This window comes from Pseudoduganella sp. S-14, assembly GCF_049913285.1.
GTDB lineage: Bacteria > Pseudomonadota > Gammaproteobacteria > Burkholderiales > Burkholderiaceae_D > Rugamonas.
In genome coordinates, this window is record NZ_CP183991.1 from 4,337,808 (window position 1) to 4,352,604 (window position 14,797).

Below are 14,797 nucleotides of genomic sequence, written 5' to 3' on the forward strand. Positions count from 1 at the left end.
CGGCATTATCTCATGCGCATGATCGCCTGCGATACACTGGCCAAATGATCACCCTTCTTCCAGCGGCCAGCGCCGACATCCCAGCCCTGTGGGAATTGCGCACCCGCGCGCTGCGCAGCCAATGCGCCGACCACTACGATCGCCTCACCTTGAGCACGTGGGCCGCAGCCCCGGCGCCCTCGACCTATCCCGCCCTGCTGGCCCAGGGCGGCGGCATCAAGGCCTGTATCAATGGCGAACTGGCCGGATACGCCATCCTCGACCTGGAGAGCAATGAGGTGGATGCGGTCTTTGTCGAACCGCGATTTGGCGGCCAGGGCGTAGGCAAATCCCTGTTGGGAGCCTTGGAGCAGATGGCCGGCGAACCCGCCGCCTTGCACCTCTACGCTTCGCTGAACGCAGTCCGCTTCTACGAAGCGGCTGGCTATCGCGCAATGAAGAACACGCAGTACCAGCATCCCTCGGGAATCCTGCTGGACTGCGTGTTCATGACACGCACTTAAGCGACTTTCTTTTTCTCGTCGAAGAACTGCTCGTCTTCGGTCGAACCGTGCAAGGCGGTGGTGGAACTCTGGCCCTGCTGGATTGCCTGGGTCACGGCGTCGAAGTAGCCGGTACCGACTTCGCGCTGGTGCTTGACCGCGGTGAATCCTTTGGCGGCCGCGGCGAATTCGGCTTCCTGCAGCTCCACGAAGGCCGACATCTGGCGGCGGGCATACCCATGGGCCAGGTCGAACATGCCGTAGTTCAGGGAGTGGAAGCCGGCCAGCGTGATGAACTGGAATTTGTAGCCCATCGCACCCAGCTCTTTCTGGAATTTGGCAATGGTCGCGTCGTCGAGGTTTTTCTTCCAGTTGAAGGAAGGCGAGCAGTTATAGGCCAGCATCTTTCCGGGGAATTTGGCATGCACGGCTTCAGCGAAGGACTTGGCGAAAGCCAGGTCCGGCTTGCCGGTTTCGCACCACACCAGGTCAGCGTACGGAGCGTAGGCCAGCGCGCGGGAAATCGACTGCTCCAGGCCATTGCGCACCTTGTAAAAGCCTTCCACGGTGCGTTCGCCGGTGCAGAATGGCTTGTCGTTGTCGTCCACGTCGGAAGTCAGCAAGTCCGCAGCTTCAGCGTCGGTACGGGCGATCACCAGGGTAGCGGTGCCCATGACGTCAGCGGCCAGGCGCGCAGCGCTCAGTTTTTCGACGGCTTCGCGGGTTGGCACCAGCACCTTGCCACCCATGTGGCCGCATTTTTTCACCGAAGCCAACTGGTCTTCGAAATGCACGCCCGAAGCGCCGGCTTCGATCATGGCTTTCATCAGTTCGAAGGCATTCAGCACGCCGCCGAAGCCCGCTTCCGCGTCCGCCACGATAGGCGCGAAAAAGTCGATATCGTCCTTGCCCTCAGACCACTGGATCTGGTCGGCGCGCTGGAAGGTATTGTTGATGCGGCGAACAACCATCGGCACCGAGTTGGCAGGATACAGCGACTGGTCAGGATACATCTCGCCCGCCAGGTTGGCATCGCCCGCTACCTGCCAGCCTGACAGGTAGATCGCCTTCAGGCCGGCCTTCACCTGTTGCATGGCCTGGTTGCCGGTCAACGCACCCAGCGCATTGACGAAGGGTTCGTTGTTCACCAAGTCCCACAGTTTTTCCGCGCCGCGCTTGGCCAGTGTGTGCTCGATGGCCAGCGAGCCGCGCAGGCGCACCACGTCTTCGGCGGTGTAAGTGCGGGTGACGCCTTTCCAGCGAGGGTTGCTATCCCAGTCGTGCTGCAGGGCTGCGATTTGTTCGGCGCGAGTTGCCATGATGATCTCCTACGAAAGCGTTAGAAAACGAAAACCGTTAGAGATATCTTAGGCTTGATTGTTCAGTGCAACAATAGTCTTATATAAGACATATAAGCACAATTTACTACCGACAAATCAAATACTTGAGAATTAAATTCCATGATTCGGAACGTCATTTCTCCTTTCGAGAGAAACAAGGTTTGTTAATGTGGTGCACTTTCCATCGCGTGAAATGCCGTTTTCACATCGTGGAAAGCGCACCAGCATCAGGCGAGCTTTTGCTTGGCCACCAGCACGCCATCCGCATCCGCATAAATCCAGTCGCCGGGGCGCACTGTCACGCCTGCGATTTGTGCGTTGACATCGCGCTTGCCGACGCCCTCACGCGCACTGCGCTGGGGATGCGTCGCCAAGGCCATGATGCCGACGTCGCACTGCGCCAGCTCGGCGCTATCGCGCACGCAACCATCGACAATCACGCCTGCCCAGCCGTTGTTCTGCGCCAGCAGGCCAAGCTGGCCGCCAACGAGCGCCCGGCGCAGGCTGCCGCCGCCATCGATGACCAGCACCCTGCCCCCGCCCTGGGTTTCCAGGGTCGCACGCACCAGCGCATTATCCTCATGCACCTTCAGCGTCGCAGCCGGTCCGGCAAACTGGGCCCGCTTGCCGAAGTGGCGGAAGAACGGCGACAGGACTTGCAGGCTGCCGTCGTCCAGCATCGCAGGATTGTCGTCACAAAGGTCTGTCGTGGCAAAACTCATGGCATCACTCGCGGTTATGGAAGATGACACGACTATATCAGGCTGCAACGTTGGCGGTGGCGCGGGTACGGCTGCCAACGCCGGTGGCGGTGGCGATGGCCAGCAGCAGGAAGAAGGCGATGCCGGCGAAGACATATTGCGGCTTGCCTGCGTCCATCATCAGGCCGAATAGCAGAGGCCCGACCGACAGGCCGCTATCCAGGCCGGAATACACCACGCCGTACACGCGGCCCGTGGCATTCTTCGGCGCTGCGGCGCGGATCATCAAATCGCGCGAGGGTCCTGCAATGCCGGAGAAAAAGCCGACCAGCGCCATCAAGGCTACTGCCCCCCAGGCGGGCACCACAGCCATGCCAAGCAGCAGAGCCAGCACAGCGGCCAGCGCGAAGGCGGCGGCAATGGTACGGTCATGGTTCTTGCGCCCTGCACCGAGGAAGCCGCCCAGCATCATGCCCACCGCGGATGCCAGCATGTAGGCCGTGAAGGCGCTGGTCGCCATCGCCAGCGACATGCCGTACAGTTTGACCAGTCCGGTCGAGGCGAAACTCTGGATGCCGCCCAGCGCCAGCGCAGTCAGGAAGAAGAAGCCAAAGCACATCCACACCGAAGGCAGTCGCAGGAAATCAAACGAACCGCCCTGCCGCGCGCCGGCGGCGTGATGAACGACAGGATCAGGGCGCAAGGCTTCGCGGTTCCACCACAGGATCGCCAGCACAATCGCGGGCAGCGCTGCAGCCGACAGCAAGGCGGTACGCCAATCCGTGGCACTGGCGACGCCAGTCAGGAACAGCGGCGCGGCAGCCCAGCCAATGCTGCCGCTGATGCCATGCACGGAAAAGCCATGGGCCAGCCGGTCGCGCGAAACGCGCTGGTTGAGGATCGTGTAGTCTGCCGGGTGGAAGATGCTGTTGCCCATGCCCGCCAGCATGGCGCCCAGCATCAGGCCGGCATAGTTCTGGGCGTTCGACAACACCAGCGCCGATACGCCCAGCATCGCCATGCCGGAAAACAGCACGCGGCGCGCGCCAACCCGGTCCACCACGAAGCCGGCCAGGGCCTGGCCAATGCCGGAAACGACAAAGAACACCGTCATCAGCAGCGCCAGTTCGGAGTAGCTCAAGCCGAATGCCGTCTTCAGCCAGGGAAACAGCGCGGCCAGGATCAGATGATAGAAGTGCGAGACGCCATGCGCCAGCCCGACCAGGCCGATCACGCGGGCGTCCGTGCGCAAGTTTTGATTTTCCATTTCCAACCTCATTCGTATAAAGAATGGAAACATTCTAGAAAAACATCGCACGTCTGTTTTGAGCTAGGATGACATCATTTATCGCAAAACTGCCAACCCATGCCAGTCCAGATCGTTACCCACACGGGACCACACGAAAGCCGTCGCGAGCCGACCGCGATGCAGCCTGTCACCATGATCGCGCGCGACCTGGTCAGCGAACGTTCCCTGCAAGCGCACACCCACGATTGCGCCCAGTTGACCCTGGCACTGGAGGGCGTCATCCGGGTGAACGCGATGGACAGCAGCTGGATCGTCCCGCCGCAGCGCGCGATCTGGACTGCGGCCAATGTCGAGCACTCGCTGAGCGTGATTGAGACTGCGCGGCTGCGGCCGGTCTATGTCGTGTCGTCCTTCGATCCCTTTCCCGGTGAGCCGTGCAAGGTGCTTGAAGTCTCGCCGCTGTTGCGCGAACTGGTCATGGCGCTGGAGCAGGAAGATCCCGAGGTGGCAAGCCACCGCTCCCAACTGATCTGCAACCTGATCCTCGACGAACTGCCGCACCTGGCGACGCGGCCAATCCGCGTCCCCATGCCGCGCGACAAGCGCCTGAAAAGCCTGTGCGACGCCCTGCTCGCCGATCCGGGCGCGCCCCAAACCCTGGAAGAATGGGCCGGCAAGGCCGGTGCTTCGGAGCGCACGCTGGCGCGCCTGTTTGAAAAGGAACTGGGCATGAGCTTCGGCCAATGGCGCCAGCAGGCCCGGCTGGCCCATGCTGCGCCGATGATCTCCAGCGGCATGCCGCTGTCGCAGGTAGCTGATGCGCTGGGCTACTCCAGCCAATCCGCCTTCACCGCCATGTTCCGCAAGACCTTCGGCTGTCCTCCTACCGAGTTTTTCAACACCCGCAACTGATAAAAATCAAACCTGCGGTCAATTGGCTCCCGGCCGCGCTTGCCTGCCCGCCTTTGCGCTGCCTACACTCACTTTGGAGACGCGGACTGGTGGCGCGACGCAGTCTCCGCGTCGAGCATCTCCCGCAGCCTCACGAATAAAGGCGCCGTAGCGGTGTGCTTGCGGCCGTACCCCAGGTTAAAGGCATAGTCGAAATCGGGCGGATTATCGCCCTGGTTGTGCTGGAGGATGGTTTCCAGCTTGTCGAAAGCTTTCACGGCCTGGGCTTCTGGCGTGGCGGCGGCTTCATACTCGTCCCACAGGGCAATGATTTCCGCGCGCAGAGGCGAGTCGAGGTCGCGCGTCAGGGTGTGCAAGTCTTCGCGTTCCTGCGCGGACTTGCCGGGATGGGCTTGCTGGTGGATTGCGGGAATGTCACCATGGATCGCTTCGCCGAGGTCGTGCACGATGCACAGCTTCAGCAAATGGGCGAGATCCAGCCCAGGCAATTCATCGGCGAACACCAGTGCCATCAGCGCCAGCCGCCAACTATGCTCGGCGGTGCTTTCCGGCCGTCCGGTCGACGTGAAACCGCTGCGCAGGACGCTCTTCAGACGTTCCGCTTCGCGCAGGAATTCCAGCCGGCCCGCCAACAATGACTCATTCATGGTGCGCTCCTGTCAGAGCCACGAGTTTACGCAATTTGGAGGTTGTATGTCACCAGGATTTAAGCTGCCAGATAAATGGTGGCAATGGCTACTGGTCTATCCCGGGCTGGCCATTGCCCTCATCCCTGTCGTCACCGAGTATCTCAAGCCCAGTGAAGGCGACAAGCAGTTCGCACTCTGGACCAAGAATATCAGCTGTGTCGAGGCGCCCTTTGCCGGCGTACTCAACGAATTCAATGTGCAGACGTCCGCCACGATCTGCAAATCGGGGGATGTCCTGGTGCGGTTTATCGGCCCCAGCGACAAACGGGCCTACCGTTGGGTGCCGGTGGAGCTATTCGGCTTGCGCAGCGCAGGTACGTTCAGCCTGATCGGCAATGCAATGGCCCAGGCGCCGGGCGCGCGTCAGCGCGAAGAAGTCATTTGCCAATGGACGCTTCCCAACGGCTGGATCATTCGCAGGGTGAAGGTAGACGAAAGCTGTTTTGAGGAACACATTTGGGGTGCGACGGGCGAAGTCAGGCGCCGGCAGCCAGTGAGCTGCCGGGCGCCCTGCCGCTGAGCTCAAGCCTTGCGGAAGGCCAGCTCGTTGCCCTCGGCATCGATGCGGATCGTGTCTTTCGGGCCAAAGCGGCCTTCCAGGATCAGCTTCGACAGCGGATTTTCGATCTGCTGCTGCACCGCGCGCTTCAGCGGGCGTGCGCCATACACCGGGTCGTAGCCCGCCTCGGCGATCTTCTGCAGCGCGGCGTCGGTGACTTCCATGCCCATGTCCATGCGCTTCAGGCGCTGCTCCAGGATCTGCAGCTGGATGCGGGCAATCGAACCGATATGCTTGTCGTCCAGGCCATGGAACACCACGATCTCGTCGATCCGGTTGATGAACTCGGGACGGAAGTGTCCGCGCACCTCGGCCATGACCGCCAGCTTCACCACCGCCGGATCGGATTCGTCCAGCGACTGGATCTTCTGCGAGCCCAGGTTGGAGGTCATGATCACGACCGTGTTCTTGAAGTCCACGGTACGGCCCTGCCCATCCGTCATGCGGCCATCATCCAGCACCTGCAGCAGCACGTTGAACACGTCCGGATGCGCTTTCTCGATCTCGTCCAGCAGGATCACGCTGTAAGGCTTGCGGCGCACGGCTTCGGTCAAGTAGCCGCCTTCGTCGTAGCCCACATAGCCCGGCGGCGCACCGATCAGGCGGGCCACCGAATGCTTCTCCATGAATTCGCTCATGTCGATGCGGATCAGCGATTCTTCCGAATCGAACAGGAAGTTCGCCAGCGCCTTGGTCAGTTCCGTCTTGCCGACGCCAGTTGGGCCGAGGAACATGAAGGAGCCGTACGGACGGTTCGGGTCCGACAGGCCGGCACGCGAACGGCGGATGGCATCGGCCACCGCGCTGATCGCCTCATCCTGTCCCACCACGCGCTCGTGCAGCTTCTCTTCGATGTGCAACAGCTTGTCGCGCTCGCCCTGCATCATGCGCGACACGGGAATGCCGGTCGCACGCGAGACCACCTCGGCGATTTCTTCCGCGCCAACCTGGGTGCGCAGCAGCTTCGGCTTGTCGCCTGACTGCTCGGCGGCGCCGGCGGCTTCGGCTTGCTTCAGCTGCGACTCCAGCTCCGGCAGCTTGCCGTATTGGAGCTCGGACACGCGCTGCCAGTTGGAAGCGCGGGTCGCCTCTTCCATCTGCTGCTTGATGCGCTCGATTTCCTCCTTGATGTGGGTAGTGCCCTGCACATTGGCTTTTTCGGCCTTCAGCACTTCCTCGTAATCGTTGTACTCACGCTGCAGCTTGGCGATTTCATCGTCCAGCAATTGCAGCCGGGCGCGCGAGGCTTCGTCCTTTTCGCGCTTGACCGCTTCCTTCTCGATCTTGAGCTGGATCAGGCGGCGTTCGAGCTTGTCCATCACCTCGGGCTTGGAGTCGATCTCGATCTTGATCTTGGACGCGGCTTCGTCGATCAGATCGATCGCCTTGTCGGGCAGGAAGCGGTCGGTGATGTAGCGGTGCGACAGCTCCGCCGCCGCGATGATCGCCGGGTCGGTGATCTCCACCTTGTGGTGCAGCTCGTACTTGTCCTGCAGGCCGCGCAAAATCGCAATAGTGGCCTCCACGCTTGGCTCGTCGACCAGGATCTTCTGGAAGCGGCGCTCCAGCGCGGCATCCTTCTCGATGTATTTGCGGTATTCGTCGAGCGTGGTCGCACCGAGGCAATGCAGCTCGCCGCGCGCCAGGGCAGGCTTCAGCATATTGCCGGCATCCATCGCGCCTTCGGCCTTGCCGGCGCCCACCATGGTGTGCAGCTCGTCGATGAAGACGATGGTCTGGCCCTCGTCCTGCGCCAGCTCTTTCAGCACGGATTTCAGGCGCTCTTCGAATTCGCCGCGGTACTTGGCGCCCGCCAGCAGGGCCGCCATGTCAAGCGACAGCACGCGCTTGCCGCGCAGCGAGTCCGGCACTTCATTGTTGACGATGCGCTGCGCCAGGCCTTCCACGATGGCGGTCTTGCCGACACCTGGTTCGCCGATCAGCACCGGATTGTTCTTGGTACGGCGCTGCAGCACCTGGATGGCGCGGCGAATCTCGTCGTCGCGGCCGATCACCGGGTCCAGCTTGCCCTGTCGGGCGCGCTCGGTCAGGTCCAGGGTGTATTTCTTGAGGGCTTCGCGCTGGCCTTCCGCTTCCTGCGAGTCGACCTTGGCGCCGCCGCGCACGGCATCGATGGCGGTTTCCAGCGCCTTGCGCTGCAAGCCGTTCTCGCGTGCCAGCTTGCCGGCGTCGCCCTTGTCTTCGGCAATCGCCAGCAGCACCATCTCGCTGGAGATGAACTGGTCGCCGCGCTTCTGGGTCTCGCGGTCGGCCTGGTTCAGCATATTGACGAACTCGCGGCTGACCGTGACGTCGCCGCCTGACACCTTGGGCATGCGCTCGAGCGCATGCTTCAAGGCTTGCGCCAGCCCGCCGACATTCACGCCAGCGCGCTGCAGCAACGAACGCGCGCCGCCGTCTTCCTGGTTCAGCAGGGCCAGCAGCAGGTGTGCCGGTTCGATATATTGGTTGTCGTTGCCGACGGCCAGGCTCTGGGCATCGGCGAGTGCTTCTTGCAGTTTTGTTGTGAGTTTGTCTTGGCGCATGTCGAACGCTCCTGATGAATTGTCAAGGACAACATGAGGATGCGTTGTTGCATTTCAAGACCACTTCGTTAACGCATCGTCGTCGCTCGAACGGGCATCTACCCAGCGGGCGCCCTCGGGCGTTTGTTCCTTTTTCCAGAATGGCGCCTCGGTCTTGAGGTAGTCGATAATAAATTCGCAAGCCGAGAAGGCCTCGCCCCGGTGCGGCGAAGTGACTGCCACCAGCACGATCTGGTCCATGGGCTTGAGCGGCCCGACGCGATGGATGACCAGCGCGCCATAGATCGGCCAGCGGGCCTTGGCCTGGTCGATGATGGCCTGGATCGACTGCTCGGTCATGCCCGGGTAATGCTCCAGCTCCATTTCCGCGACGGAAGCGCCCTCGTTCAGGTCGCGCACCGTGCCAACGAAAGTGACTATAGCGCCGACCTTGGCGTTCCCGGCGCGCAGTTGCGCCACTTCATGCGTCAGGTCGAAGTCTTCTGCCTGGATCCTTACTTCGCTCATTTGCCCTCCGCCCCGGTCTTGCGGAACAGCTGCTCGATGCGGCTGGCAGTACGTGCATCCACCAGCGCGGGCATGGCACACAAGGCAAGGAGCTGGGCGGCGTGGCTGGCCGGCTTCTGGCCGGACTTGAGGGAGGACTGCAATACTTCTACCTGCATTTTCAATCGGTCTTTCGCAAATTCGGCGCCGCTGTCGATGCCGGCCGCGATTTCGAGGCGCAGCACTTCGGACAGCAGGCGTTGACGGTTGGTTTCCAGTTGGGCGGCGTAGGCGGCACGCGCAGCCGAGTCCTCCCCTGCCTTCAGCGCAGCGTCAAAGCGGGTGCGCAAGGTGCGCTCCTGCTCGGCCGGCAAGGCAGCCAGGGCTTGCCAGCGACTGTTCCAGTCGGCGCTGCCGATCTCGTCGGAGCCGGCCAGCGCGCTTTCCAGCGCCTGCACCAGGCGCAGCTTTTCACGCAGGGCGTTGGCCTGCGCCGCGCCGGCGCGCTTGCGGATGGCATCAGCCTGCGACTGCAAGGCGCCGACGGCGGCGCGGTAGCGCTGGTCGATTTTCTGCTCGCTGGCGCGCGGCACCACGCCGGAGGCATGCCATGCTGCGGCGGCCTCTTTCAAGGCCTTGCCAATGGCCGCCAGCACGGCCTTGTCGTCGCCTTCGAAGGCCGCCGACTCGAGGCTGGCGCAAATGGCTTCGCGCGCATGCAGGTGAGCCTTGCGTTCGTGGTCCGCTGCGTGGGCGTGTTCCTTGCGCCTGGCGAAAATCTGGTCGCAGGCGGCACGGAATTTCTGCCACAAAGCCTGCTCGGTCTTGCGCTCCAGCGGCAAGGCGCGGGCATGGCCCTGCCAGGATTCCTGCAAGCGGCGCAAGGTATCGATGGTGTGGCGGTCCAGCGGATTGAGCTTGCCCACCTCTTCGATCAATTGCTCGCGACGGGCCACTTCGATCTTGCGTTGCGAATCAAGGGGCGCCATCAGCGCGTCCATCGCCTTGCTGAAGGCCGCGTCCAGGCGTTTCTTGTCCTTGCGGTCGATCGTGCCCAGGCGGCTCCAGGCCTGGCGCAGGCGTTGCGTCGACGATGCCAGCGTGCGCCAGTCGTGCGTGTGCGGCAGGTTGCCGGAGGCCGATTCCTCGCGGTCGACCTGGGCGCCGCCCGCGGCCTCCAGTTGGGCGCTATCCCTGGCGATCAGGGCGTTCGCCTCGTCGACCAATTGTTGCGCTTTAGCCGCATTGGCGTGGCGCTCGTCAGCCAGCTGTTTGAAATGGGCTGCTGCTGGAGCGTAGGCGGCGGTACAGGCGGCGTCGAATTTTTCCCACAAGGATTTGGGCGCGGCGCCGGAAACGCCGTCCAGCGCTTTCCAGCGTTCGCGCATGCTGCCGACTTTCTTGGCCAGCTCGCTCATCCCCAGGCCCTCGGCGGGCAGGCTTTCGACGGCATGCACCAGCTCTTCGCGCGAGATATTGCCGCCCCAGCGCGCCCAGTCGCTCAGACGCTTGAGGTCGGCCCGCACATGGGCCACGCGCTCGGCCTGGGCCGGCGACAGGCGGCCGGTCTTGCTTTCCTTCAGGGTTTTATCGTGCTCTGCGGCAATATGGAGCTGGCCTTGCGCCAGTGCGGCTTCCATCGCTTCGACCAGGTCCATGAAGTGGCGGTTGGCTTCCTGCTCGGCAGGCGATGGCTTGTGTTTTTCCTTCGGCGGGCGCGGCGGGCGGGCGGCCAGCGCCTCGTGGCCATCGGCGTGCGTGACGGCCTCGCCATGCGTCGGCACCGGCGCCGCGCCGGCGCCAGGCGCCGGACCGGCATCGTCCACTGCGCTTGCTGCGGCGCCCTTGGCGCGGTTGGGCTCGACGCCCACTGCTGCAGCTGGCGCGGGGGCTGCCGGCGACGCGACCGGCTGCTGCGCGGCGCGTTCCGCGGCCAGGGCGGCATTGAAATCGTTGAGCAGGTGGCGCGGCAGGGACCCGCGCTCGGGCGAGGCCAGGTGCGCCGCATGTTCGCTGGCCAGGCGCTCCAGTTCGACGGGATCGGGATGCTGGCGCAAGGCAGCCAGCGCATCGATCATCGCGCGCTGCAGCGAGACCTGCGCTTCGAGGCGTTCGGCCAGCGCCTCGCGAACATGGGTAAATTCAGCCGCTGCGGAAGGCGCGGCGTCGACCACCTTCCATTGACGGTCCAGGTCGGCCACCAGGTTGGGCGTCAGCTTTTCATCGGCCAACAAACGCTGCGCAAGAGCAATGCATGCCTGGGCCTGCTTCTGCTCGGCCTGCACGTGGCGGATGGCATCGAGGCGCCCTTGCACCAGCTTGGCCACCCGGCGGTCAGAATTGCGCACTGCCTGCTGTACTTTCTCCAGCGCATCCTGCGAGACGACGTGTTCGGCCGCTGCCAGCCGCACGTCGGCAAATTCACTGTTCAGGATGAGCTCGACCGCAGCAGCCTCGTCGCCCGCGAGGTTGCGCGCCAGCTCGGCTTGCGCCGCGCGGCGTTCTGCGGGAGTGCCGAGCGGCGCCTGCGATCCGCCTGGGCTCGGCTGGCCGGCAACGCTGGCCTGGCTGGCCGGCTGCTTGAAAAGGAACTCAAACATAGTTGTGCTATGAATGGATCAAAACCACCATCATAGCGCAGCGCCGCCCGGCAGGGGCGGCGAATGCAGGCATGGCGTGTTCAGGCCGTGTCCGCAGCGGCGCGAAGGGCCGAACGCGTGCGCCGGTGGTAGCGCAGCTTCGGCACAGGAACCACGACCTCGTCTTCGCTGCGCAGGGAGGCACCCACCTGCTTCGCTTCCAACAAGGCTTTCCTGTCTTTTTCGGCGGAGGCCGGCACGCGGCGCGCTTCCACCACTTGAGCATCATGGGCCAGGAACTTGTTCGCGATATCGAACCACGCTTCGCCACCGATGGTGGCGCGGGCGATCGTAAACAATTCCTTTTCCTCTTTCTCCAGGCGCTGCAGCAGCACCGTGCAGAAAGTCTCGATCGATTCGCAAATTTCCGCCACTTGCTGCTCGCTGTAATCCACCGCCGAGTCGAGTTCAGCCTGCAGCCGCCGGATCACCGACAAGGCAGACTGGTTCAGCCGGCTCAGCTCGTCCAGCAGCTGGTTGGCCTGTTCCGTCGCATTTTGCAGCGCCGGAATCAGGTACAGCTCGATCTTGCGCCAATGGCAGGCCTGGTACAGGCGCTCCAGGGTTTCGCAAGCATACTCAAGCTGGGACAGGGTCAGGCGCTGTTGCCGCAACAGCGTCGATTGCACGTATTTTTGAAACGACAGCAGGCTAAGGCGCACGTTAGCCTGTTCAACGGAAAGCGCAACTAATGTATATGTGGCCGTTAACATTCTTGCTCCCAAATATCGCTACGCGGAAACGGAAGTACAAGTGTAAATTAGCCCGACAGGTTCACTTTGACGTACATCAAGGTAACGCCATTCGCCCTCCACAATTTAGGAGGTTTTCAAATCCAGCGCAAGGCGAAGATCAACCATACCAGCTTCTCGCGACGCCGTCACTGTTCCGCCAAATCTTCGCATCAGGTGTTGCATTCCGATATTCTCCGACAGGGCTTCGCCCGTGATTTCGCGCGTCCCGCGGCTGCGGAAATAGTCAAGCAATTTCTGGAACAGGATATTTCCCAATCCTTTGCCTTTCAGATCGGAACGCACGATGATCGCGAACTCCGCTTTCTGGTTGTCCGGGTCGGCTACCGCGCGCACCACGCCCAGTGTTTCCGGCTGGCCATCGGCGCCGGTGCGGGTGGCGATGAAGGCCATGGCGCGGTCGTAGTCGATCTGGGTCAGGCGCGCAAGCTGGGTCGGCGGCAATTCCTTCATCGCCGAGAAAAAGCGCAGGCGCACATCGTCGGGGTCGAGCTGGCTGAAAAAGCGCACATGGGCCGGGGCATCTTCCGGCCGGATCGGGCGCAGCAACAGGGGGGCGCCCTGCCACTGGATTTCCTGCTCCAGCTCTTGCGGATAGGGGCGGATCGCCATGCTGCTTTCGGCGCGGCGCGGGCCCAGCGCGGCCCGTGCATCATGCACCTGCAGCACGCCATCCACCACAGTGACAGGGTCGATTTCCAGCGCGGCGATTTCGCCGATGTCGGCCACCAGTTCGGCCACATGCACCAGCGCGCCGCACAGGATTTCGCGTTCGTCGACCAGGGCGCGGCCGACGCCCGTACGCCGCAGCATGTCGCGCGCCAGCACGGTATTCAAGGGCGGCAGGCCGACGGCGCGATCGTCCACCACGCGCCCGGCGCTGCCGCCCAGGCCAACGCTGATGGCGGGCCCGAAGACTGGGTCGACTTGCATGGCGATGCGCAGCTGCTGCACATTGCCGCCGGCCGGCTCGCTTGCCAGCGGCAGGCCGTAGGCCGCCAGCACGGCGGCCAGGTCGGCGCGCGCCAGCTCGGCCTGGCCGGCGGCGCGCGCCGCTTCCACCAGGTTGCGCGCCGCCTGCCGCTCCGGCACCGAATGCGCGGGCACCTGGGCTGGAACCTCGATCAGCAAGGCCTGGTTGCGCGAATACTGCACCACCTGGCTGTAGGCGCGCACGGCTTTTTCGGGCGTGTCGTAGGTCGGCAGGCCGGCATCGGCGAAGACCTGCCGTGCGCCGGCCACCGAGGCGCCGCCCAGCCAGCAGGAGAGCACGCTGCGGCCGCTCTGGCGCAGCAAGGGCGCCAACGCTTGCGCCACGCCGGTGCTGGCTGCGGCCGACGATGGCGCGTGCACCACCAGCAATGCATCGGCGCCCGGGTCGGCCAGCAAGGCGCTGGCTACGGCGGCATGGCGTTCGGCACTGGCTTCGCCGCCGATGTCGATCGGGTTGGCCGGCAGCAGCCCGGGCGGCAGCTCGTTGCGCAGGCGCTTGCCGGTATCGGGCGAGAATTGCGCCAGCTTGCCGTGCACGTATTGCAGCGCGTCGGCGGCAAGCTTGCCGGTGCCGCTGCCGTTGCTCATGATGGCCAGGCGCGTGCCGCGCGTGGGCCTTGCGCGCGCCACCGTTTCGACCGCGTCGAACAGGTCGGCCGAGGAATACACGCGCAGCATGCCGGCGCGGCGGATCACGGCGTCGTACACCTTGTCGTCGCCGCTACGGCCGGCCTTCAGCACCACGACCGGCTTGCCGCGCGCCGCCAGCCTGGCGGCTGAAATGAACTTGCGGGCGCAGCTCACCGTTTCGATGTGCATGATGATGGCGCTCGTGTCATCGTCCGCCGCCAGGTAGTCCAGCATGTCGCCCAGGTCGATATCGCCGCCCTCCACCACCGATACCACGCGCGAGAAGCCGATGCCGTGCAGCTGTGCCCAGTCCAGCACCGCCGTCATCACGGTCGCCGACTGGGAAATGAAGGCGGTCTTGCCCGGCTTGGCGCCGGCGTGGGCGGCACTGGCGTTCAGGCCCGCCAGCGGCGCCAGCAGGCCGATGCCGCCAGGGCCGAGGATGCGCAGCAGGTATGGACGCGCCGCCCGCATGATCTGCTGGCCGATGGTAGCGCTGACCGGCGTCAGGATGATGGCGCCGCGCGTGCCGCGGGCGCCCAGGTCGGCGATCAGGGCCGGGACAGTTTCGGGCGGCGTGCAGATGATGGCCAGGTCCGGCGCGCGCGGCAGGGCCGACAGGCGCGGGTAGCATGGAATGCCGCGCAGCTGCTCGTATTTAGGATTGACGGGCCAGATCGCGCCGGCAAAGCCGCTTTCCGCCATGTTGTTCATCACCTGGGTACCCATGCGGTCGGGCCGCAGCGAGGCGCCGAAAATGGCCACCGAACCGGGGTCGAACAGGCTGTCCATATTCCTGATGCTCATGGCGGCTTTCCC

General features: G+C 63.8%; 12 protein-coding genes. 3 read left to right on the top strand and 9 right to left on the bottom strand.

Annotation, left to right across the window (positions count from 1 at the left end; all coding sequences use genetic code 11):
- Nucleotides 1-44 precede the first annotated feature (44 nt).
- Entirely contained in the window at nucleotides 45-503 is a 459-nt protein-coding gene (locus ACN9MZ_RS19765) for a GNAT family N-acetyltransferase (protein ID WP_426338650.1), read from the top strand.
- Here the strand turns inward: ACN9MZ_RS19765 and aceA are convergent.
- The 3 genes from aceA to ACN9MZ_RS19780 form a co-directional block, all read right to left on the bottom strand.
- Complete coding sequence (gene aceA, locus ACN9MZ_RS19770; protein ID WP_426338651.1) at nucleotides 500-1,801, bottom strand: isocitrate lyase; 1,302 nt, start codon at nucleotides 1,799-1,801, stop codon at nucleotides 500-502. The genes ACN9MZ_RS19765 and aceA overlap by 4 nt on opposite strands.
- Nucleotides 1,802-2,049: 248 nt before the next feature.
- Nucleotides 2,050-2,544 carry a ribonuclease E activity regulator RraA gene (gene rraA, locus ACN9MZ_RS19775; protein WP_426338652.1) on the bottom strand — a complete coding sequence of 165 codons (495 nt, stop codon included), beginning with the start codon at nucleotides 2,542-2,544 and terminating at the stop codon, nucleotides 2,050-2,052.
- A gap of 37 nt (nucleotides 2,545-2,581) precedes the next feature.
- Nucleotides 2,582-3,790 (bottom strand): MFS transporter, encoded by a 1,209-nt coding sequence (locus ACN9MZ_RS19780; protein ID WP_426338653.1) that lies wholly within the window; start codon nucleotides 3,788-3,790, stop codon nucleotides 2,582-2,584.
- A 159-nt stretch (nucleotides 3,791-3,949) separates the two neighbouring features.
- Between ACN9MZ_RS19780 and ACN9MZ_RS19785 the strand changes: the two genes are divergently transcribed.
- Nucleotides 3,950-4,684 carry an AraC family transcriptional regulator gene (locus ACN9MZ_RS19785; protein WP_426338654.1) on the top strand — a complete coding sequence of 245 codons (735 nt, stop codon included), beginning with the start codon at nucleotides 3,950-3,952 and terminating at the stop codon, nucleotides 4,682-4,684.
- Nucleotides 4,685-4,752: 68 nt separating this feature from the next.
- On the opposite strand, the gene ACN9MZ_RS19790 is transcribed toward ACN9MZ_RS19785, so the two are convergent.
- Nucleotides 4,753-5,331: an HD domain-containing protein gene (locus ACN9MZ_RS19790; RefSeq protein WP_426338655.1), complete on the bottom strand. Its 579-nt coding sequence runs from the start codon at nucleotides 5,329-5,331 to the stop codon at nucleotides 4,753-4,755.
- A gap of 46 nt (nucleotides 5,332-5,377) precedes the next feature.
- Here ACN9MZ_RS19790 and ACN9MZ_RS19795 point away from each other — a divergent pair, with 46 nt between their 5' ends.
- Nucleotides 5,378-5,893, top strand: coding sequence for a hypothetical protein (locus ACN9MZ_RS19795; protein ID WP_426338656.1), 516 nt, complete (start codon nucleotides 5,378-5,380; stop codon nucleotides 5,891-5,893).
- Between the two features lie 2 nt (nucleotides 5,894-5,895).
- On the opposite strand, the gene clpB is transcribed toward ACN9MZ_RS19795, so the two are convergent.
- The 5 genes from clpB to ACN9MZ_RS19820 form a co-directional block, all read right to left on the bottom strand.
- Nucleotides 5,896-8,478: an ATP-dependent chaperone ClpB gene (clpB, locus tag ACN9MZ_RS19800; RefSeq protein WP_426338657.1), complete on the bottom strand. Its 2,583-nt coding sequence runs from the start codon at nucleotides 8,476-8,478 to the stop codon at nucleotides 5,896-5,898.
- 54 nt (nucleotides 8,479-8,532) lie between these two features.
- Nucleotides 8,533-8,985 (bottom strand): molybdopterin synthase catalytic subunit MoaE, encoded by a 453-nt coding sequence (moaE, locus tag ACN9MZ_RS19805; protein ID WP_426338658.1) that lies wholly within the window; start codon nucleotides 8,983-8,985, stop codon nucleotides 8,533-8,535.
- Nucleotides 8,982-11,564: a DUF349 domain-containing protein gene (locus tag ACN9MZ_RS19810; RefSeq protein WP_426338659.1), complete on the bottom strand. Its 2,583-nt coding sequence runs from the start codon at nucleotides 11,562-11,564 to the stop codon at nucleotides 8,982-8,984. Before ACN9MZ_RS19810 ends, moaE begins: the two co-directional genes overlap by 4 nt.
- A gap of 80 nt (nucleotides 11,565-11,644) precedes the next feature.
- Nucleotides 11,645-12,316: a hemerythrin domain-containing protein gene (locus ACN9MZ_RS19815; protein ID WP_426338660.1), complete on the bottom strand. Its 672-nt coding sequence runs from the start codon at nucleotides 12,314-12,316 to the stop codon at nucleotides 11,645-11,647.
- Nucleotides 12,317-12,421: 105 nt separating this feature from the next.
- Entirely contained in the window at nucleotides 12,422-14,785 is a 2,364-nt protein-coding gene (locus ACN9MZ_RS19820) for a bifunctional acetate--CoA ligase family protein/GNAT family N-acetyltransferase (protein ID WP_426338661.1), read from the bottom strand.
- Nucleotides 14,786-14,797 lie beyond the last annotated feature (12 nt).